At 34.7% G+C, this 22875-nt stretch carries 18 protein-coding genes and 2 pseudogenes; all 20 read left to right on the forward strand.

The annotated features are described in order from the left end of the window. Positions 1–417: 417 nt before the first annotated feature. The 20 genes and pseudogenes from HMPREF9007_RS03510 to HMPREF9007_RS03420 all read left to right on the forward strand — a co-directional run bounded on the left by HMPREF9007_RS03510 (position 418) and on the right by HMPREF9007_RS03420 (position 22867). A pseudogene (locus HMPREF9007_RS03510) lies at positions 418–1985 on the forward strand (ATP-binding protein). 90 nt (positions 1986–2075) lie between these two features. Then, positions 2076–2986, forward strand: a pseudogene (locus HMPREF9007_RS03505) (tyrosine-type DNA invertase cluster 3b). A 373-nt stretch (positions 2987–3359) separates the two neighbouring features. Then, complete coding sequence (locus HMPREF9007_RS03500) at positions 3360–3938, forward strand: UpxY family transcription antiterminator (RefSeq protein ID WP_008763322.1); 579 nt, start codon at positions 3360–3362, stop codon at positions 3936–3938. Positions 3939–3952: 14 nt separating this feature from the next. After that, a complete protein-coding gene (locus HMPREF9007_RS03495; protein ID WP_008763323.1) occupies positions 3953–4312 on the forward strand; it encodes a UpxZ family transcription anti-terminator antagonist in 360 nt (119 codons plus the stop codon). A 1133-nt stretch (positions 4313–5445) separates the two neighbouring features. Next, complete coding sequence (gene pseB, locus HMPREF9007_RS03485; protein WP_008763325.1) at positions 5446–6468, forward strand: UDP-N-acetylglucosamine 4,6-dehydratase (inverting); 1023 nt, start codon at positions 5446–5448, stop codon at positions 6466–6468. Next, positions 6465–7628, forward strand: coding sequence for a UDP-4-amino-4,6-dideoxy-N-acetyl-beta-L-altrosamine transaminase (gene pseC / locus HMPREF9007_RS03480; RefSeq protein ID WP_008763326.1), 1164 nt, complete (start codon positions 6465–6467; stop codon positions 7626–7628). The genes pseB and pseC overlap by 4 nt, the downstream gene beginning before the upstream one ends. Beyond that, entirely contained in the window at positions 7625–8335 is a 711-nt protein-coding gene (gene pseF, locus HMPREF9007_RS03475) for a pseudaminic acid cytidylyltransferase (protein ID WP_008763327.1), read from the forward strand. The genes pseC and pseF overlap by 4 nt, the downstream gene beginning before the upstream one ends. Then, complete coding sequence (locus tag HMPREF9007_RS03470; RefSeq protein ID WP_008763328.1) at positions 8313–9266, forward strand: pseudaminic acid biosynthesis protein PseG; 954 nt, start codon at positions 8313–8315, stop codon at positions 9264–9266. Before pseF ends, HMPREF9007_RS03470 begins: the two co-directional genes overlap by 23 nt. Positions 9267–9285: 19 nt before the next feature. Beyond that, on the forward strand, positions 9286–10272 hold the full coding sequence (locus HMPREF9007_RS03465) for an ATP-grasp domain-containing protein (RefSeq protein WP_008763329.1): 987 nt from the start codon (positions 9286–9288) through the stop codon (positions 10270–10272). After that, positions 10272–11285, forward strand: a complete 1014-nt coding sequence (pseI, locus tag HMPREF9007_RS03460; RefSeq protein WP_008763330.1) for a pseudaminic acid synthase — start codon at positions 10272–10274, stop codon at positions 11283–11285. Before HMPREF9007_RS03465 ends, pseI begins: the two co-directional genes overlap by 1 nt. A 188-nt stretch (positions 11286–11473) precedes the next feature. Continuing rightward, on the forward strand, positions 11474–12403 hold the full coding sequence (locus tag HMPREF9007_RS26545) for a hypothetical protein (protein WP_277754712.1): 930 nt from the start codon (positions 11474–11476) through the stop codon (positions 12401–12403). Continuing rightward, complete coding sequence (locus HMPREF9007_RS26885) at positions 12351–12911, forward strand: hypothetical protein (protein WP_165000546.1); 561 nt, start codon at positions 12351–12353, stop codon at positions 12909–12911. Before HMPREF9007_RS26545 ends, HMPREF9007_RS26885 begins: the two co-directional genes overlap by 53 nt. A gap of 6 nt (positions 12912–12917) precedes the next feature. After that, positions 12918–14042: a polysialyltransferase family glycosyltransferase gene (locus HMPREF9007_RS03450; protein ID WP_008763331.1), complete on the forward strand. Its 1125-nt coding sequence runs from the start codon at positions 12918–12920 to the stop codon at positions 14040–14042. Beyond that, positions 14035–15177, forward strand: coding sequence for a glycosyltransferase family 4 protein (locus HMPREF9007_RS03445; RefSeq protein ID WP_008763332.1), 1143 nt, complete (start codon positions 14035–14037; stop codon positions 15175–15177). The genes HMPREF9007_RS03450 and HMPREF9007_RS03445 overlap by 8 nt, the downstream gene beginning before the upstream one ends. Further along, entirely contained in the window at positions 15156–16229 is a 1074-nt protein-coding gene (locus HMPREF9007_RS03440; RefSeq protein ID WP_008763333.1) for a glycosyltransferase family 4 protein, read from the forward strand. Before HMPREF9007_RS03445 ends, HMPREF9007_RS03440 begins: the two co-directional genes overlap by 22 nt. Positions 16230–17438: 1209 nt before the next feature. After that, a complete protein-coding gene (locus tag HMPREF9007_RS03435) occupies positions 17439–18302 on the forward strand; it encodes a glycosyltransferase family 2 protein (protein WP_008763335.1) in 864 nt (287 codons plus the stop codon). After that, positions 18299–19336 (forward strand): glycosyltransferase family 4 protein, encoded by a 1038-nt coding sequence (locus tag HMPREF9007_RS03430; RefSeq protein WP_008763336.1) that lies wholly within the window; start codon positions 18299–18301, stop codon positions 19334–19336. Before HMPREF9007_RS03435 ends, HMPREF9007_RS03430 begins: the two co-directional genes overlap by 4 nt. 283 nt (positions 19337–19619) lie before the next feature. After that, positions 19620–21389 carry a 2-succinyl-5-enolpyruvyl-6-hydroxy-3-cyclohexene-1-carboxylic-acid synthase gene (menD, locus tag HMPREF9007_RS03425; protein ID WP_008763337.1) on the forward strand — a complete coding sequence of 590 codons (1770 nt, stop codon included), beginning with the start codon at positions 19620–19622 and terminating at the stop codon, positions 21387–21389. Positions 21390–21520: 131 nt separating this feature from the next. Then, complete coding sequence (locus tag HMPREF9007_RS0125440) at positions 21521–21805, forward strand: SDR family NAD(P)-dependent oxidoreductase (protein WP_165000547.1); 285 nt, start codon at positions 21521–21523, stop codon at positions 21803–21805. A 9-nt stretch (positions 21806–21814) separates the two neighbouring features. Next, on the forward strand, positions 21815–22867 hold the full coding sequence (locus HMPREF9007_RS03420; RefSeq protein WP_008763339.1) for a polysaccharide pyruvyl transferase family protein: 1053 nt from the start codon (positions 21815–21817) through the stop codon (positions 22865–22867). The last annotated feature ends 8 nt before the right edge of the window (positions 22868–22875 follow it).

Raw genomic sequence — 22875 nt, forward strand, 5'->3', positions numbered from 1 at the left:
GCGTTTTTTTAATTAAATCTATTTTTTCTTCTATTTTTCTTGGTAAAAAAGGAAAGAAAGCTCCTCTTATAAATATAAGGAACTATTTATAAACAGACAATAGATAACAGGTGGATGAACTGTCCATGGCTAGACAGAATTTTAAGGGGAGTAAATTAATAATTAGGTAGAGAATTAGATTGCTTAAGAGAAGAAGTCTCTTGAAAAGAACGAAGAATGATGCCAATTGCTGTTTTAAAAGAAAGCAATAGCGAACGAATTGGCAATTAGTAAGTGAGTTTAATTTTATTGTTTTCCAAATGTGAGAGAAAATTGAAAGGTTTTCTCTCACATTTTTTATGGGGTTACGGATTCGTGAGCATCAAAAAATAGGTGAATCTGATAATTTTTCGTAGCTTTGTGAAAAAGAAAGCTGATATGGAAGATTTGCAGAGATTATATCCCATCGGAATACAGACATTTTCGGAAATTCGGGAGATAAATTACCTCTATATAGATAAGACAGCATACATTTCCGGATGACGCATTCCTCCTCTAAATATATGTTTTTGAGTCGTCCCCGCCGTTTTGGTAAGTCATTGCTAACTTCTACATTGCACAGTTATTTTTCCGGTCGTGAAGAATTGTTCCGGGGATTGGCGATAGAGAAGCTGGAGAAGGAATGGACGGAGTATCCGGTGCTGCACTTCGATATGAGTACTGCCAAGCATACTGATAAGGATAAGTTGGTGCAAGAATTGAGTTTAAAGCTGTTTGAATATGAACAGATTTATGGAAAGCTGAATGAGGAGGTTACTCCTAATCAGCGTTTGGAAGGACTCATCAAGCGTGCTTATGAACAGACCGGCAAGAAGGTAGTTGTTCTTATTGACGAATATGATGCTCCTTTGCTGGATGTGGTGCATGAACATGAGAATCTTAGCATTTTGCGCAATATCATGCGTAACTTTTACAGCCTGTTGAAAGCCTGTGACCCTTATTTGCGTTATGTGTTTCTGACTGGTATTACTAAATTCTCACAACTCAGCATTTTTAGTGAATTGAACAATATTGAAAATATCAGTATGGATGAACCATACGCTGCTATTTGTGGCATAACTGAGGATGAAGTAGGTACTCAGATGAAAGAAGATGTCGCCTGGTTAGCAAAACAATTGAATATTACTGCAGATGAAGTATTGACGAAGTTGAAAGAGAATTATGACGGTTATCATTTCACCTATCCTTCACCTGATATCTATAATCCGTTCAGTCTGCTTACTGCTATGTCGAAGGGAAAGATTGGTTCTTATTGGTTTGGTAGCGGTACGCCTACTTATCTGATAAAGATGCTGAACAAATTTGGCGTAGAGCCTTCTGAGATAGGACCATTGGCTGCAAAGTCTTCTGCTTTCGATGCTCCTACGGAAACGATGACTACGATTATCCCGCTGCTTTATCAAAGTGGTTATATCACTATTAAGGGATATGATGAAGAATTGGATCTTTACACACTTGATATCCCTAATAAGGAGGTACGTTTGGGATTGATGGAGAGCCTCCTTCCTGATTATGTAGCAAGTAAGACATCGGAAGCTACGACCATGGTGGCTTATCTTTCCCGTGATATCCGGAATGGCGATATGGATGCGGCATTACTTCGTTTGCAAACATTCCTGTCTACTATTCCTCAATGCGATAATACAAAATACGAAGGCCATTACCAGCAGATATTTTATATCATATTCAGCTTGTTGGATTATTATGTAGATGTCGAAGTGCGTACTCCCCGTGGACGAGTGGATATGGTATTACGCACTCAAACGACACTGTATATCTTGGAATTGAAACTGGATAAGAGTGCGACAATCGGTATGGAACAGATCAATTTGAAAAATTATCCCGAACGTTTTGCCCTGTGTGGATTGCCTGTGGTAAAGGTGGCAGTCAATCTTGATAGTGAAAGTTGCACGCTGGGAGATTGGATAATCGAAAAAGCTTTTTAGTAATTTTAATATAGTCAAACAACATAAAACTAAGATTTCCTGTTTATTCATCTTAATTTGTATTGTGTAATCTAACTAGTGATGCAAATAATGAATAAAAATGGATTCAGTCGATGTGCCGATATTTATATCGGTCGTTTGCGAAAGGAGGGGCGCTATTCTACAGCGCATGTCTATCAGAATGCCCTTCTTTCTTTTACCAAGTTTTGTGGAGGGTATAGTGTGTCGTTCAGGCAAGTGACGCGTGAGCGTTTGCGACGTTATGAGCAGCATCTTTACGAGTGTGGCTTGAGGCCAAATACGATTTCTACGTATATGCGTATGCTGCGTAGTGTCTACAACCGTGGGGTAGAGGCGGGGAGTGCGCCTTATGTCCCGTATCTGTTTCGCGATGTTTATACGGGAGTGGACGTACGGCAGAAAAGGGCTTTACCTATGTCGGAGTTGCATAAGCTTCTGTATGACGATCCTCAATCGGAGCGTTTACGTCGTACGCAGTCTATTGCTGCCCTGATGTTCCAGTTTTGCGGGATGTCTTTCGCTGATCTGGCACATCTGGAAAAATCAGCTTTGGACAGCGATGTGTTGCGCTATAATCGTATCAAAACGAAGACTCCTATCAGTGTTGGAGTATTGGATAGTGCTAAGGAGTTGTTGAACCAACTTCGGAACAGGCAGGAGTCTCGTCCGAATTGTCCGGATTATCTGTTCGGGATTCTCCGTGGTGATAAAAAACGGAAAGATGAGTGTGCTTATCGCGAATATCAGTCTGCCCTCCGGAAGTTCAATTATTGTCTGAAAGGGTTAGCGAAAGCTCTGCACTTGAAATCTCCCGTCACGTCTTATACGCTTCGTCATTCATGGGCCACTATCGCCAAGTATCGCGGGGTTCCTATCGAGATGATCAGTGAGTCGCTGGGGCATAAATCGATCAAGACGACGCAAATTTACCTGAAAGGGTTTGAATTGAAAGATCGAACGGAAGTAAATCGAAGAATTAATCTTACGCTAAAAAATGTTGTTTAGATAGGATGAAATAATTTATGTAGCTGATATACAGTGCTTATAAGTGTGCGTTACTTCTTAGGTAACGGAATGATTTATGGCGCAAAGATGGACATATTTATGAAAATACGCAAACAAAAATGAAATTATTTTCGGAAAATGAATCAAATGCAGGCATAACTGATGAATATTGCAATATTCGTGTTATGTCTTTTTTTATTCTAATTTTTGAAAAACACCTTCACATCTGCTCTATTTCCAAGTTTATAGTCATCTTTTCATCGTTTCGTTGAAAAAAGTTCCCTGTTTAGCTTGCCCTATGTTTGTTCGTTACCTAAGAAGTAACGGATAAACATGGGGTAAAAAAACATGATTTTAAGAAAAGAGAAATCACTAAATGCTGGGCCTATTTATGGGACAGGGGAAGGCGTAGCACACTCAAAACGCTGGTATGTAGCTTTGGTTCGGATGCACCATGAAAAGAAGGTTTCCGAACGTTTGGACAAGATGGGAATAGAGAATTTCATTCCCGTTCAACAAGAACTCCACCAATGGAGCGACCGTCGTAAGATGATCACCTCCGTTTTACTTCCGATGATGGTCTTTGTACATGTCGACCCAAAGGAACGTATGGAAGTTCTGAGTTTTTCTACTGTCAGCCGTTACATGGTGATGCGCGGTGAGAGTAGTCCTGCTGTAATTCCTGACGAGCAAATGGCTCGTTTCCGTTTCATGCTTGATTATTCCGCAGAATCAGTTAGCATGAACAGTTCTCCTTTGGCTCGTGGCGAACAGGTTCGTGTGATTAAAGGACCTCTGACAGGTCTTGTTGGCGAACTAGTTAATGTGGATGGTAAAAGTAAGATTGCCGTTCGTTTGAATATGCTGGGGTGTGCTTGTGTTGATATGCCTATCGGGTATGTTGAACCGATAACTGTAGCTGTTTAAGTCGATAAAGCGGGATGAATGCTATTCTTTTGCAAGAGAAGATTGATCGTTTGTTGAATTCCGTACATTTATTGCTTCCTGATGGGAGTAATATGGGATATGTGTATTCTGATGATTTAGCTCAATTGAATAAAAGTATTCATGATTTGATTAATGAACTTTATCCTCAGCGAGGTGAAACAGTGGAGCAGGAGGCAGCTTTGTGTTTAGCTATTTTGATGGGATACAGTGTGTCAATGTATGCAAATTCGGAGGACGAAGTTCAGAAGCAATCTGTTTTAGGACGTTCTAGAAAACTTCTTCAAGTTCTTTCACCTTCATTTTTGAAACAACAGCTATTTGAAATTTGCTTTAAGATACAGGAGCAATATTAAGTCATAAAGTGATATTGCTATCAATTTATTATTTTTTGTCTAAGTTGCCAAATATCATAATATAGTGAACATTCGTCTAGTCAATAAGACTATCTTGTTGAGTAAGGAGGGATATGATCCTTTCATTGATTATTTAAAAGGAGTAAGTATACTCTTTGTTATATTAGCTCATTGTCTTCCATTGCAAGAATATATATTATTTTCATTATGGGGAGCACAGGCTGTTCCACTTTTTCTTCTTGTACAAGTGTTTCACTCTTATAAGAAAGGTGTTGGTTATATTTCGGTGTCTTATGACTTGAAAAAGTTATTTCATAGAATATTCAAACCTTTTCTATTACTTGTTGTAATACAATTGTTGTTGCTAATATTTTTTCAACAAAAGAATCCTATTGTTACTATAAAAAAATGCAATATTGTCCGGGGGGGATAGGCCCTGGATCATATTATGTATGGATTTATGTGCAGTTTTTCTTTCTTTTACCAATTGTTGGATTTGTGAATCAACGAATTAGGGGCGGGTATTTGTTGTTAATATTTACTGTGTTGTGCGTCGCTTTAGAAATGTTGTGTACCTATATTCATATTCCGGCAGGATTATATAGACTTTTAGCTATAAGGTATGTGTATTTAATTTGTCTAGGATATATATGGACGATTAGCGGTATAGAAATAAATAAGAGAACAATACTTTTATCTTTTATAAGTATTCTATTTATTCTGATGTTTACGTATACTAGTATTAATCTAGAACCCCTATTCTTTAATAACGATTGGAAAATTTGCCACTGGGTATGTTATTTTTATGTCGCTTATTTATTTGTTTACTTGCTTCATAAAATTTATCAATGGTCAAGCAGATATTTAAAGTCTTTGTTTTGTCTGATGGGGAAGTGTTCTTATGAGATTTTTCTACTGCAGATGTTTGTGTTTACCTTTTTTCCTTCTGCTGCTGATATGGCTTTTATTGGAAATTCATACGTGATAGTTTTGATTCGGATCGTATTGACTACTTCGTTAAGTATATTTCCAGTTCTATTTTATAATTACTATCTGAAAAAGTGTAGATATCGGATGTCGTGAAAATTAAGATAAAATCTTTTTTTATAAAAATGAAATAAACTTACTATACGATGCTTAATAACAAATCTGTATTAATAACTGGGGGAACAGGTTCCTTTGGTAAAAAGTTTGTGGAGACAATTCTTCGCGATTATCCACAAGTGAAAAAAATCATAATTTACTCTCGTGATGAGTTAAAACAATTTGAGTTGAAACAGAAATATCCTGAGAATAAATACCGTCAGATGCGATATTTTATTGGTGATGTCCGTGACTTAGAACGGTTAACTCGTGCATGTGAAGGAGTGGATGTTATTATTCATGCTGCTGCTATCAAACAAGTTGATACAGCAGAGTATAATCCGGAAGAATGTATTAAAACGAATGTCCATGGTGCCCAAAATGTGATAAAAGCCGCTTTGGCTAATAATGTTCATGATGTGGTAGCCTTATCTACTGATAAAGCTTGTGCTCCCATTAATTTATATGGGGCAACCAAATTGACTTCAGACAAACTGTTTATTGCGGCTAACAATATAAGCGGTTCAAGAGACATTAGGTTTTCTGTGGTGCGTTATGGGAATGTAATGGGATCTCGTGGTTCCGTCATTCCTTTTTTCCTGAATAAAAGAGATCAGGGTGCGGCAGAGTTGCCTATTACAAATATGGAAATGACACGTTTTAATATTTCACTCGAAGCTGGAGTTAAGTTGGTCATGTTTGCTATCGGACACCATTTAGGCGGTGAACTTTTTATTCCTAAGATTCCGTCCTATCATATTGTAGATGTGGCAAAAGCAATCGCTCCTAATCTTCCGTTGAAAGAGATTGGTATTCGTCCGGGTGAAAAACTGCATGAAGAGATGATAACAGTGACCGATGCTTTGAACACAATTGATTTGGGTAAATATTATGCGATATTACCTTCTGTTTCTTATAAATATACACAGGAAGAGTACATCATCCATCATCATGCGACCTTGGTTCCACAAGGTTTCCACTACAGTTCCGATAAAAACGAGGAATGGGAAACAGTAGAATCCATGCGTGAGAAGATAAAAAAATATGTTGATCCTGATTTTGAGGTAAAATGATCGATAAAATAATTCCTTACGGTCGCCAGCATATAACAGACGAAGATATTCAGGCTGTTGTCGAAACTCTTAAGTCCGACTATTTGACACAAGGACCTAAGATAAAAGAATTTGAAATAAAATTTGCAGAATATGTCGGTGCCAAATATGCGGTTGCGGTAAACAATGCAACTGCCGGTCTTCATCTTTCTGCTACTGTGTTAGGCGTAAAGCCTGGTCATAAAATCATTGTAACTCCAATGACTTTCGCTGCCAGTGCCAACTGTATTCGTTATTGCGGTGGTGAGGTGGTATTTTGTGATATCGATAAGGATACTTATTTGATGGATATCCACAAGCTTAAAGCTATGCTGAAGGCTGCTCCTAAAGGAACCTATAAGGGGATTGTTCCCGTAGATTTTGCCGGTTATCCTTTGAATCTGGAAGCTTTTCGGGAATTGGCGGATGAATATGGCTTATGGATCATGGAAGATGCCTGCCATGCTCCCGGAGGCTATTTCCTAGATAGCAATGGGAATAAGCAATATTGCGGTAATGGTAATTTTGCCGATCTGGCAGTCTTTTCATTCCATCCGGTGAAGCATATTGCGACTGGTGAAGGGGGCATGGTGACAACAAACAGCAAGGAGCTTTATGATAAACTTTGTTTGTATCGTACACATGGTATCACTAAAGATCCTACCAAACTTCATGAACATCATGGTGGCTGGTATTATGAGATGCAGGAACTGGGATATAATTATCGTCTGACAGATTTTCAGGCTGCATTGGGAGTTTCTCAATTGAAACGTGCAGCAGAAGGGCTTGATCGTCGTCACCAGCTTGTGATGCGATATAATGAAGCTTTCTCAATCGTAGAAGGAATTAAGGTACCTTATAATGCGGATGAAGTCTATCATGCTTACCATCTTTATATCATTCAGGTAGCGGACCGTAAGGGCTTGTATGATTATCTGCATGAGAATAATATCTATGCCCAAGTACATTATGTCCCTTTACATTTGATGCCTTATTATCAGCAATTGGGTAATGGAAAAGGTGATTTATCCGTAGTTGAGGAATATTATGAACATTGTTTGAGCCTTCCGATGTTTCCGACTTTGGCAGATGAAGAACAAGAATATGTAATTAATAAGGTCTTGGCATTTGTAAAAAGATGAAGAATTTAGCTATAATTCCTGCACGTGGTGGTAGCAAACGGATACCACGTAAGAACATTAAACTTTTTATGGGAAAACCGATTATTGCATATTCCATAGAAGCAGCCTTGCGGTCCGGATTGTTTGATGAAGTGATGGTTTCTACAGATGATGAGGAAATCGCCGTGGTGGCCCGAGAGTATGGTGCCAGTGTACCTTTTATGCGTTCAGCAGAGACGGCAAATGATTATGCAACAACTGCTGATGTAATTTGTGAAGTTTTGGATTGTTATGAAAATATAGGAAAGATATTTGATACAGTATGTTGTATCTACTCAACAGCTCCATTTATATCAAAAGATATATTGCAACAATCTTTTCATGAACTCATGGTGAATGGCTGGGATTCTATATTTTCTTTAGTCGCTTTTTCTTATCCGATACAAAGATGTTTGTATTTAAATTCTGATAATTATGTTCGTATGAAGTGGTCTGAATATGTTAATTCAAGGTCGCAAGATTTAGAAACTATGTATCATGATGCAGGGCAGTTTTATATATCTACAGTAACAGCTTTTTTAAAGTACAATGGTTTTTGGGGAGAAAAGACAGGCGCATTTATTATGAACGAACTACAAGTTCAGGACTTAGATACTGATACGGATTGGAAATTGGCGGAAATGAAATTCCAATTATTAAGATGTCATGAACAAGAAAATAATATTTAAGGCGGATGCAGGTAAGCATATAGGTTATGGACATTTTATACGCACTTTAGCTTTGGCTGATATGCTGAAAGATGGTTATGATTGTTATTTTTCAACATTTGAACCAACATTCTATCAATTAGATGAAATTAATAAAGTTTGTAAATACTTCCCTTTAATGGGGACGACAGATCAATTTCAAGAGTTTTTATCGTTACTGAATGGAGATGAAATAGTTGTATTGGATAATTATTATTATGACACTAATTTTCAAAAGCAGATAAAGAGAAAAGGATGTAAACTGGTTTGTATTGATGGTATCCATTCCCAGCATTTTTATTGTGATATAATATTTAATCCTGATTTTTGTAGACCGGAAGATTATTCTGTGGAACAGTTTACAAAATTGTATATTGGTCTTGAGTGGGCTTTTTTACGGCAACCTTTTATTAATAACATTCGCAAACGTAAAAACAATCAGATTACTAATGTTGTGATTGCTTTAGGGGGAGCTGATCCCTATAGTTTAACAGATCAAGTTTTAGCTGTTTTACAAAACAAACAGATTCAGATAAAAGTAATTGTTGGTGATACGGCACGTGTGAATATTCCTTGTCAAAATAATGTTGAAGTTTATTCTCGAATTTCAGCAGAACAGATTGCTGAATTATTTAATTTGTCAGATTTAGGCATATTTTCTGCCAGCACAATTTGCAATGAGGCTATGGCTTGTAAGCTGCCTATAGCAGCAGGATATTATGTCGATAATCAAATTGAATATTATCATTTTTTGGAGAATAATCGTCTGATCTATCCCTTAGGTAATTTACTGTTAGATGATCTGGAAGATAATATTAATAAAGTTTTTACTTCTATGGATAAAGTAATTTCTCCTGTTTTTGATTATAAAAGTCAGGTTACAAAAATTAGAGAAATATTTGAAAAATTATAGACTATATCTAAATAAGAATATGAAAAAGATTTTGATTTTAAGTCCTGGACATCAAGTATACTTAGTAGACTTATTTAAGAAATATTTTGAAGTATATATTGGCGATCGTAATAACTGGGTCCTTGCTACTTACAAGAATATTATTTCTATAAAAATGCCGAGTTATAGTTCTGCTGAATACATTGAAACATTGATATCATTTATAGACAATCAAAAAATAGATTATGTTTTGACATTAAGTGATGTTGAAGTCGTTATTTTATCCAAAAACAAAGATATAATAGAGTCTATAGGATGTACTTTAATCGGTTTGCCTTACGAAAAAGCCTTGATATGTTTGGATAAATATTTGTTTTATGAATATTTGAAGGCAAATGGTCTTGCTACTCCCTTGACATATATAAATATCAATAAATTGAAATGGGACCTTAGTTTGGGTAAAATAATTTATCCTATAATAGCTAAAGATCGTTGGGGAATGGGTTCAAGAGGTTTGTCTATTCTTCATTCAGATGATGAATTGGATATGTATTACAATATTAACAATGTATCATTTCCTTCATTTTTAGGCGAAGTTAGAGATAAAAAAAGGGGGATAATATTTCAGGAATTATTATCTTCTAATGAATATGGAATGGATATAATCAATGATTTGAACGGAAATTATCAGTTGTGTGTCATAAAGAAGAAGATTGAGATGAGGGGAGGTGAAACGGATGTTGCAGAAATTGTCTCTTTTCCTGAGGCTGAAAATCTGGCTCAAAAACTTTCTATCCTATTTCAACATAGAGGAAATATGGATTGTGACTTTATCGAGATTCGTGGTGAATTATATGTTATAGATATGAATCCTCGTTTTGGTGGTGGCTATATGTTTACTGAAGCGGCAGGTATTAATGTTCCTAAGTTATTTAGTGAATGGATTAATCATCAACAAAATTCTTCAATGAATATAGAGCACCTAGGGAGTAAATATAGAAAAATAACTTCTTTAATAGAAATATAATGATGGATAACAGAACTTTTATTGTGGCTGAACTCTCGGCTAATCATAATGGTAGCATTGAGATTGCTAAGAAAACGATGGATGCCGCTAAATTGGCTGGAGCAGATGCCGTGAAATTGCAAACTTATACGGCTGATACAATTACTATTGATTCGAATAAAGATTACTTTCAGAAAAAAAATGGTTTATGGAAAGGTTATTCTTTATATCAGCTTTATAAAGAGGCTTATACACCTTGGGAGTGGCACCGAGAACTGTTTGATTATGCTCATTCTTTAGGACTAGTATGTTTTTCAACTCCTTTTGATTTTTCTGCCATTGATTTTCTGGAAAGTATAGAAAATCCAATTTATAAAATAGCAAGTTTTGAAATCACTGATACGAATCTGATCCGTTATGCCGCGAGCAAGGAAAAGCCTATGATTATTTCGACTGGAGTAGCTACGTTGGAAGATATTGAATTAGCTGTGAAGATTTGTCGGGAAGAAAACAATAATGATATAACCTTATTGAAATGCACTTCGGCTTATCCAGCGCCTTTGGAGAAGGCAAATCTACTTACCATACCGGATATGGAGCAACATTTAGGTGTTAAAGTTGGAGTTTCAGATCATTCTATGACGAATGCGATTGCAGTAGCGTCAGTTGCTTTAGGAGCAATAGTCGTGGAAAAGCATTTGATATTGGATCGTAGTATGGGAGGAGCAGATAGTGGTTTCTCAATGGAACCGGCAGAGTTTGCCCATATGGTGCAAATGATCCGGGAAGTTGAACTAGCTAAAGGTACAGTCTTTTATCCTACGGATGTGGATGTAATTAGTGGGCGTGATTCTTGTCGTTCGTTATTTATTTGTGAGAATATGAATAAAGGAGATATTTTGACAGTTAAGAATCTTCGTTCTATTCGTCCTGGTTATGGATTGCATCCTAAGTATTTATACGAATGTTTGGGGAGAACAGTAAATTGTAATTTGGAAAAAGGGACTCCGTTTGAATTGAAATATTTAAGCTAATGATAATAACTAGGTTAGTTTTTGTATTAAAGGAGAGAATATCTGGAAAGAATAGTAAAGCACTCTTTAATAGATTGGTATAATTGATAATGTTCTTAACATCTCAAAATTCAAAGATAGCTAAAAATACAATCGTCTTGTATTTTCGTATGATTCTAACTTTAGGGATAGGTTTATATACCGTTAGAATGGTGCTGAAAATATTGGGTGTGGAAGATTATGGAATATATAATGTGGTAGGCGGTACTGTTTCTCTATTGTCGTTTGTTGTCAATTCGATGGCATCTGCTTCTCAAAGATATCTTTCTTTTGAGTTAGGCCGTGAAGATTATGGTGCATTGAAAGGAATTTTTAATTTGTCAATGTATGCATATATAGGAATTGCTTTTTTGGTGTTAATATTATGTGAAACCATTGGACTTTGGTTCCTGAATACCCAAATGACAATATCCGGTGAAAGAATGTCTGCTGCTAATTGGGTATATCAATCAGCTATTTTTTCTTTTATAGTGTCTATATTAACTAGCCCTTATATTTCTGCTATTTTTTCTAACGAGAAAATGACTGTATATGGCTATGTCGCTATAATTGAAGTTTCATTGAAGTTGATTGTAGTATATTTATTAGGAATTGTCTATTATGATAAATTGAAAATATATGCTTTGCTGATGTTCTTTTCGCAAGTTACTATTAGTAGCTTTTATGTTTTCTATAGCAGAAAGAACTTTAAGGAATGTAGGTTAGCTTTTTATTGGAATAAGTCGAAAATGAGAGAGATTCTGTCATTTTCAATGTGGAGTATGATGGGAACTTTGGCAGGTGCTATGAGAAGTCAAGGATTGAATGTGTTAATCAATCTTTTTTTTAACCCGGCTATAAATGCAGCTCGTGGTATTGCTTTTCAAATGCAAGCTGCGGTAAATGGTTTGAGGGTGAACTTTTATAATGCTGTATCTCCACGGGTTACTAAATTGTATTCTTCTGAGCACCACGAAGAAATGATGGGTTTAGTATTCATGAGTTCTAAACTGGCATTTTTTTTTGATTATGTTTTTTTCTATTCCTATGTTAATAGAAACTCCTTATATACTACACTTATGGTTAGGAACAGTTCCTGAATATAGCATTTTGTTTACGCGTTTGGTTATCATAGAATTAACTATTGATATATTCAATAATCCTTTGGATAATGCTTTAGGTGCTTCCGGACGAGTTCGTCAATTTCAGATATGGGTAAGCTCTTTGTTGCTTTTGATTGTTCCATTGTCGTATTTAGCATTAAAAGTTGCGGAATATCCGGAAATACCTTTTGTTATTTCCATTCTTGTTTCAATACTTTGTTTTTTCCCTAGGTTGTACTTTGTTCACAAATTTGTAGCATTACCGGTGCGTCAGTACTTATGGAAAGTTGTTTTTGTCAGTTATCGTGTCCTAATTATAGCTTCATTGCCACCATTAATATGTTATGTAATGATGGAGGAGGATGACTTTTATCGTTTAATTGTAGTATGTATTACATCTTGCATTTCTTCTGGTATATGTATTTATTGGTTAGGATTGAATTTGCCAGAACGGACTTATGTAAAGAAATATGTGGCTAAGTTACCGTTTGTAAAATCATTGTAATATCTTATGGCAAATCTTTTTTTTATTCATACTCCCCTTGAATTGTTAATTGCGCAACAAATTATCAATCAGGAAAAATTGACTGATAATGTAATGTTGTGTGGTTATGTAGGAGAAAATAAGCATTTTCTTGATACCTATCGTTTGACTATTATTCCATCTATGTGGATGGAAAGTGTTCTTATGCCGGATGTCGCAGGATGGGCTGCAATAGAAAAACGTCATTTATTAAAAACGGCACTACGTGCATTCCGAAGATATAAAGAAATATGTTCTCTATTAAAGGCACATCGAATTGATACTTTATTTCTAGGTGATATGAATAATTTTTCCTGTAAGTTTGGGGCAAATTTATTTAAGAAGAAGGGGTATCGAATAGTATTTTTTGAAGAGGGATCTAGTCATTATAATTTTCAAATTCATCCACGAAAGGGCGGTTATTTATTGAACAAGTTATTAGCGATCTTTTTCGATTGTTTTTATTATTTGCCTATTTATCATTTTCGTTTTGCTACTTACTGTTTTTTAAAAGATTTACCATTTTCTGAATTGCCGATTGACCTTCGCTATAGTGTGGTACCTTATTATCATGAAGATTTTGATAAGCAAATACGTGTAGAAAGATTGTTCTCTAGTGATTTGGCACAATTCCTGGATGGCGAGGTTACTAAATTCTCTGATATAGAAAATTGCATTCTATTTATGTCCCAGAATATTTATGAGTCGTTGGGTAATCTGAACTTGTATTTACAGGTTGTTGAAGGCTATTTTTCAACATTGGATAGTACTTCGATTCTATTTATCAAATTTCATCCTCGTGAACAAGAAGAAGAGCGAGAAGCTGTAATCAAGATAGCAAGGAAATATCACTTGGCTTTTCATGTATTGTCTGCTCAGATGAATATACCAGTCGAGTACTATTTGCAATATATGAAATTTAAGGAAATTGTGACGTTCTTTTCTTCCACGGCTATGTATAATGGTTATCTTTTTCCAGAGATGAAGTTTACTTTCTTGTTACGTCCTTTCTATGATTTATGTAAAATATGTAATGAGAAGAATATCTCTCAATTAGAGAATCTTTTGTCCTTATTGGATTCTTGTCAGAATAAACAAAAGCAGAATGCCTAAAAAAATAATTTATCATATTGGTGATATAAGCCACCCCGGAGGGATGGAGCGTATTGTTGTATTGAAAGCGAACTGGTTGGCTGAACATGGCTATCAAGTAACAATGCTTTCAATGAGCGATTCTACAGAATCTTTTTTCCCTCTGTCGTCTAAGGTCAAAATAGAAGCTTTACATATCTTTCGAGGTAGTGCCTATGATGAGAAACGTAATCTGTGGGGAGCCTTGAAAAGTGTGTATTATAGTATAAGAAGCCGGATAGACCATAAGAGAAAAGTAGCAAAATATTTGGAGTCTCATTCTTGTGATTATTTCATAACATTGATAAATAGGGGCTTCATTCCCAAACTAATAGATGGTAGTAAGAAGTATTTTGAGATACACTTTTCAAGTCAGGCAAAAATCGAATTTCATCAGTTGAATTCATTTTTCTATAATCTGATATACGATTTGGGAATGTATTATCAAGAACGTATCTATAAGCATTATGATCGATTTATTGTCTTAACGGAGAAAGATAAGCTTCTGCGAGGTAATATTCCTAACATGATTGTGATTCCCAATTTTGTAACGATAGAATCATCAGGCTCTATGCCTGTTATAGAATCTCAGAAAGTGATTGCTGTGGGACGTCTTTCTATAGAAAAAGGATTTGATTATTTATTTCAGGCATGGTCTATTGTAGCTGCTAAATATCCTGAATGGAGTTTGGAAATTTATGGTTATGGTTATGGACGCGAGGAATATTACAATGAATTAATTCAGAAGAATGGAGTGAAAGATTCCGTAACTATTTGTGCACCGGTAAAAGATATTCGAAGTAAATATTTGGAATCCGCTTTTTATGTAATGTCTTCCCGAAATGAGGGGTTTCCGTTAACTCTTGGAGAAGCTATGTCGTGTGGTCTTCCATGTATATCATATAATTGCAACTGTGGTCCAAGTGAAATAATTCGTCATGGTGAGGATGGTATTTTAGTTGGTAAGGTGGGGGATATAGAAGGTTTGGCAAATGCAATGCTTTATATGATAGAACATCCTGATGAACGCATGGAAATGGGAGAAAATGCGAAAGAGAATATAAAACGTTTCTTTATTGATAATGTAATGAGAAAATGGGAGGATATATTACAATGAAACCGAAAGTAGTTTTTCTTCAGGAGCAGTTACGGGCAGCTGCCGGTACGGAGCGTATATCAACAGGTGTGATGAATGAATTGGTTGATAAAGGGTATCAAGTAATTGTTGTGTTATTTGGGACAGATAGAACTTCTGCTTTTCCTCTTAATGATAAGATAAAAGTATTACTATTAGGTATTCCTTTTGAAAATAAATACAAGCTGAGAGCTGTTTTTAGACTAAAAAAGATAATAAGTGATATAAATCCGGATTATGTAATAAATGTAGCAGTTCCTATGATGCAAGTATCTTTTTTGGCCAAGTGTTTAGGGATGAAAGGGAAAGTTATTACTTGGGATCATTTTACTTTATCTGCAGGGTCCCGCTGGGGCACTTTATTTCGGATATTTAGTGCAATTGTTTCTAATCAAACAGTTGTCTTAACAGAACAGGATCGAAATAGCTATCCGAGAGGAATAAAGAGAAAGGTTTCTGTGATTGGTAACTTCGTAATGGATGCGGAAGTTAAATCTAACTTACAGAATAAGACAGTTCTTAGTGTGGGGCGCTTGGTACGTACTAAGGGATTTGATATCCTTTTGGATATATGGGCGGATATTTCTCAAAAACATAATGACTGGATTCTTCAAATAGTGGGTTCCGGCGAAGAAAAGGAAAACTTATGGAATAAGGTTAAGGATTTGCATTTGGAGGAAAAGGTACAGATGATTCCGGCGGTAAGTAATATTGAAGATTATTATAGAACTGCATCTGTATATATTTCTACAGCACGATTTGAACCATGGGGGCTAGTGCTTGCCGAAGCTAAATCTTTTGGACTGCCCATCGTTTGTTTTGATTGTCCACATGGACCCAAAAATATTGTTCGCAACGGGATAGACGGAGATTTAATAGCTTTGAATGATTGTGATGACATGAAAGCAAAGATATTGTTGTTAATGGATGATCAGGAATTACGTAATAAGTATGGAGAGGCTGCTAGGGAAGATTTCGAATGTCGTTTTTCCAAAAGGTCGATATTTAATAAATGGACTGAACTTTTGAAATAGTAGTTGGAAATTTATTAGTGTTTATACGCTATAGAAAATCAGATGTATGATCTTGAAAATAATATCATTATTATTATATCCTATTATGCCTTTGGGGGCATTTCTTTTGTCGATAAAATATTTTTCGAAGTTTTATGGATACTGCATTTTTATTCTATTTGGCATATATCTAAATATGTGTGTAAGATTTCGTCCACAAGATGATATATATAGATATGTTGAGGGATATAATAGACTTTTAAGCGGAACAGATTGGTTAGGAAAAATCGATCTATATTATTGGGGAAGTGCTATGCTGTTTTCTTATTTTAATTTATCTGCTATTTATGTATACATATTTTGGTCTATTATTTATTATACGGCTATGTATTTATGTCTTCGTGAATTAATAAAGTATATAAATAATAATATAATTTCAATTTTATTCTTATTATGTTCTGTCTTTTTTATATCAGCATTTCATTTTAGCGTACTGCGCTTTTTCACAGCATCTTTTTGGTTTATTTTTTTTGTGAAAAAAATAGCATGTCGTAGGAAGGCGAATTGTTATATGTGTTTACTATTGCTTTGTCCATTGATTCATTATATGTATTATGTTCCTGTTATTGCTTATTATATATATCATTTCTTTAGGCCTAAAATAAAACTGTTATTAATACTTTTTATTGTAACATATTTCTTTTCTTTCTTTGATTATATTGAAATTTTAAAGTATTGTGGGGTAAATGTATTTAACTCTAGTGTGTATTTAAGTGAAGCTAGAAATGAATCAATGAATAGTTCTTATAATTTAGGAAAATATTTATATTTACCAATGTATCTTTCTTTGCTATGGTTGTTGTATATTCAGTATCGTAGAAGGAAGAAACTGAGTTCCATAAACTATAATTTATTATGTTTGGCTTTATGGGGACTAATTGTTTTGAATTTGGTATCAGCTTCTTGGGATTTTACTGTACGTTTCAGGTTAATAGCTGAATGGCTATGTATTTATCCTATTGCATATTATTATCAATATATGCGAGATGTACGTTATAATAATTTTATATTCTTATTTCCATTTTGTTTTTTGTTAAGTAATTGGGACTTTTTATTTGTAACAGGTCCAAAGTACTTCAATTATTCAGATGTTTTCTTTTCAAATATTTATTCTGTTTGGAACTATTGTTCTAATGCCTTGAATAACATTTAAAAAACAATTAAATTGATATGATAACAGTTTTTACTCCTACCTATAATCGGGGGTATATTATTAAACAACTTTATGATAGTTTGATATTGCAAAGTTATAAAGATTTTGAATGGTTAGTAATAGATGATGGAAGTACGGATGATACGGAGGAACTTTTTAAATCCTTTATTGCGGAACAAAAATTAAATATTCATTATTTAAAGATTGAAAACGGAGGAAAGCATCGTGCAATTAATAAAGGCGTCATATTGGCTCAAGGGAAATACTTTTTCATTGTAGATAGTGACGATTATTTACATAATAATGCACTTGAACGAATACATTTTTATACTAAACAGATTGAAGATGATAAAGCCTTTGCAGGAGTTTGTGGATTGAGAATATATCCGAATGGGAGAAAGCTAGGAGGTGAAGCTAATTATAAAATATTGGATACAGATTCTATTAGTTTTCGTGAGAAATATCGTGTAAAAGGTGATATGGCTGAGGTCTTTGAAACAGATATTCTTAGGAACTACCCATTTCCTGAATTTGAAAATGAGAAGTTTATTTCCGAAGGGATTGTTTGGAATCGAATTGCACATAAGTACAAACTTAGATATTTTAATGAGCCAATATATATATGTGATTATTTAGATGATGGACTTACGAAATCCATTAGAAAGCATTATCAAAATAGCCCTAAAGGAGCAATGTTGGTATGTAATGAAATGTTGAGACAAAAAAGGTGTGTAAAAACATATATTAAAACGGCTATTAATTATTGGCGCTATACTATTAAATATCCATATAGAAGAAATGATAAATTGGCTCCAATTTGGTGGACTTATTTTTTTTATCCTCTAGGTTTATTCTTTTATTTGAAAGATTCTTTAAAATGAAGATTGCGTATATTGTCCCGTCTTTATATAATGCAGGACCGGTAAATGTCGTTCATGATCTGGTAGAAGTAATGATTCAGCATGGTCACCAATGTGTCGTGTACTATTTTGATGAAATGACTGAGCAGGATTTTCCATGTCTTACAGAACGTATATCTTTTTATTCTTCTGTATCCTTTAACGAGTTTGATGTCGTACATACGCATGGACTGAGACCCAATCTGTATGTATTATTGTGGAAGCCTCTGAAAACCACAACCAATTTTATAGCAACATTTCATAATTATGTATTTCAGGACTTTTCTTATAGATATTCTAAACTAAAGACTTTCTTTGGGGGATATTTGACTCTTCTGAGTGTGTTTAGGCATAATAGAGTAATAACACTAACAGGGCTTGCTATGGACTATTATGCAAGATGGATATCTAAGAAAAAATTATGTATTGCCTATAACTCCAGAGTCATTGATTCAGCCTTGTTATTGTCAGCAGAAGAAAAACAAAAATTATTAGATTTTAAAGGTAATTCCTTACTTATGGGTATTCATAGCCGTATTTATCCATTGAAAGGAATAGACCTACTTATTCAGGCATTGCCATATTTGCCAGATTATAAGTTGTTTGTGGCTGGTTCAGGTGAAAGTAGGCAGGAATATACTGATTTAGCCAAAAAATGCAGAGTAGAAGATAGAGTTTGTTTTGCCGGAAGAATTCCTTTTGCATATAGATGTCTTCCTTATTATGATATTTATGCTCTGCCCAGTCGAAGTGAAGGTTTCCCATTATCCGTGTTGGAAGCTGCTGCTTACGGTAAGAATATAGTTTGCTCTGATTTACCTGTATTTAAGGAGCTATATACAGATGCTGAAGTTGCAATGTTTGAATTGCCTAACATCGAATCATTGGTGGAAGCTATCAAAAAAGCTACTGCTACCCCCTTCTATGGTATTAATGCAAAGAAGAAATATGAGCAAGTGTATTCACCGGAAGCTTTTTATGAGCGACATCTGAGAATTTATAAGAATGATATCTAACGGAATAAATATTTCCTGCTATGGTTGTGGTGTATGTGCTGCAGCTTGTCCTCGAAAAGCTATAACTATTACTTTATCAACAGAAGGATTTTGGGTGCCTGTAATAGACAAGGGTATTTGTATTGATTGTGGTAAGCACTCACTACATGGCTACAATACCGTCAAAGACATTATAGCCATACAGTAAGTGTTTATAATTAGTTCCTTCCTTGCAACATAGTTATTATAAAATCTTAAGTAAAGTAAGAGTGTTTACAATTGAGTACTAATAATAATTTTAATCATGTATACAGAATTAAAATCTTATCAGATCATTATTGCTTTATTAAAAAAATATGGTATAAAGCATTGTGTCCTTTCGGCAGGAAGTCGTAATGTTCCTTTTGTTCACTCAGTGGAGGAAGATCCTTTTTTCGAATGTTATTCAGTTGTTGATGAAAGAAGTGCTGGTTATTTTGCTCTTGGTCTTTCTCAGCAGCTTCAAGAGCCTGTGGTTATTTCATGTACTGCTTCTACTGCATCATGTAATTATTGGCCACCAGTAGCTGAGGCTTTTTATCAGGGAGTACCGCTTGTTATATTAACAAGCGACCGGAATCCTGCAATGTTAGGACAATGGGAAGATCAAATGATAGATCAAGTAGGTATGTTTGATAGACATGTGAAAAAATCAGTGAATCTCCCGAATGTAGAAAATAGGGATGATTTTATTCATTGCCAAAGAGTGGTGAATGAAGCATTGTTAGAGCTAGATCATCATGGAACAGGTCCTGTTCATATTAATATTCCGATGAAGTATTATAATCGTTCATTTAATTGCAAAACTTTACCTGAAGTAACCAAAATAGAACGATTGGATGTCTTTAGCACTGATGATTGTTGGGTCTCTAAAATAGAAACACTAAAAAAGTGTAATAGAATTCTTGTTACTTGTGGACAAAGTAGTTATGTGTCGGACGCTTTTAAAGAGACTTTAAGTCAATTTTTTCATAATTATAATGCATCAATTTCAATAGAATATATGTCGAACATGAATTGTGATGGAATTATAAACTCTACCGTCTGTATGGATAGTCGATATCTAGCAGATCATCATTTTAAGGAGTTACTGCCTGAAATTGTTATTTCTTATGGGCATAATATAACTTCGGGAATAAAAGAACTTTTGCGTCATTTTGCTGGACAATTTGAGCATTGGCTTATCCAAGAGGATGGGCATATCGTTGATATGTATAAAAGTTTAACAACGATATTTGAGTGCCCGCCATTATATTTCTTTAATTATTGTAATTCACATATTGATACTGGTATGGTTAATAATCTGAATTATCATAATTTGCTTTTACAACATTCAAAACGGGTTATCATTCCAGAATTCGAATATTCCAATATATATGCAATAAAAAGCGTTGTAGAAAATATCCCTTCTAAATCCATACTTCATCTTAGTATTAATAGTTCAATACGAATTACCAATTTTTTCAAGTTACAGCCTGATGTGAAAGTATATGCTAACATTGGTACTTATGGAATTGATGGTTGTTTATCTTCTTTCTTAGGGCAAGCTTCAGTATTATCAGGCTTAAGCTTTTTGATTATAGGTGATTTATCTTTTTTCTATGATATGAATGCTTTGAGATTGCGAAATATTGATAATAATGTTCGAATTTTAATGATTAATAATCATGGTGGTGAAGAATTCTATTATAATAAATCATGGATAAATCAGTCTAGTGATTTACATACTACAGCGCGTCACGAAACAAGAGCTAAAGGATGGGTGTTGGAAAATAATTTTATATATCTGTCGGCAACGGATAAAAAATCATTTGATGAAGCTTTGGGTGTGTTTTTGAGTGAAGATTCTGAAGTACCTATCTTTTTTGAAGTTTTTACAGAAATGAAAACAGATGCTGATGCTATTTGTAACTTTTATAATTTAAGCCGACCTAAGGATTTAAGATCTGAACTGGTGAGGAAAGGGAAGGAATTCGCCAAGTCTTTTGTTGGACAAGAAAAAGCTCAGAAAATAGTCAATCTAATAAAGAAGTAATAATATGGGATATAAGCAATTTATTCGTAAAATAGCTAGATATATATATATTGTTTTCACAGCCTCAATCTATTGTTAATGTAGAGATTTCCCAGATTAATTATGGTAGTATATTGAAAGGAAAGTCTATTGTGATTACAGGAGGAGGTCGTGGCTTGGGGTATAATATGGGTAAAAATGTATTTCTGGAGGTGCGGAAGTTATTATTGCGGGACGTAGCCCAAAAAAACTTGGAAAAAGCCGTGGAAAAGCTAGGTAAATCATGCCAATATTTAGTGTTTGATGTAGGAAAAACAGACAGTCATTTTACTTTTTGGGAAGAATGCCGGGGTAAATTTGGCAGGAGTATCGATAGTCTTATTTGCAATGCGGGTAATCATTTGAAGCCATTTGGGGAGTATTCGGTTATTATATAAATAGAAGATATGAAGGTAGGAGTCTTATCCATGCAGAAAGTCATGAATTATGGGTCTTTTCTGCAGGCATTCGCTTTGAAAAAAACAATAGAAGGTTGGGGACATCAATGTGAGTTTGTTGATATAGAGCAGGGAGTTGTATTTCCGGGGTTAAAGCGAACATTTCCTTTTTTAGCAGGTAAAGTTATAGAACGTTATCTAAAGTGGGATATCCTGAAACGCATTCGATATACTCGTGAGTTCAGAAATCGTTTTGGTAATGAATTTTGGGGAGTGTTGGGAGCAAATACGCATTCTATTGAGTATTTTAATACTGTAGTAATAGGTAGTGATGAGGTTTTTAATTTTGCTCAACGTGTACCATGGGGATATACTCCTCAACTGTATGGCAGAGTAGCCAATACTGATAAGGTCATTTCTTATGCAGGTTCTTTTGGGCATACAACGATGAAAGACATAGAACATTATGGGCTGAAAGAAGAGATTGCCAATTCTATGAAGACAATGCACGCTATTTCTGTACGTGATGTGAATTCATTTAATATTGTAAAGGAGCTGACAGGTAAAGAACCGATTATAAATGTCGATCCTGTACTGATGTTTGATTATTCATCCTATATAAAAACTGTCGATAAGAAAAATTATATTATTATCTATACTTATCCGAATCGCATCAAAGATAAGAAAGAAATTGCGGCAATACGCGCATTTGCTCGTAAGTATAATAAAAAGATAATTTCTATCGGCTTCTACTTTTCATGGTGTGATGAAACAGTTGTCCCGGATCCATTTGAAGTTTTAGGATATTTGAGAGAAGCTGACTTTGTGGTTACAGATACTTTTCATGGCACTGTGATGTCGCTGAAGTTTAATAAAAAATTTGTCACATTAGTACGTTCTACGAATAAAGAAAAAATTTTGTCGTTACTTTCTCAGTTTCATTTGGAAGAAAGAGTTGTAAATAATATGGAGAAATTAGCCGAAACTCTCTTTATTGATAGTGATTATGGCTTTGTCAATGATAAGTTGGAAAAAGAAAACAACGTTCCTTGGATTATCTGAAACGGAAT

The organism is Bacteroides sp. 1_1_14 (genome assembly GCF_000162515.1).
Classification (GTDB): Bacteria; Bacteroidota; Bacteroidia; order Bacteroidales; family Bacteroidaceae; genus Bacteroides; species Bacteroides thetaiotaomicron.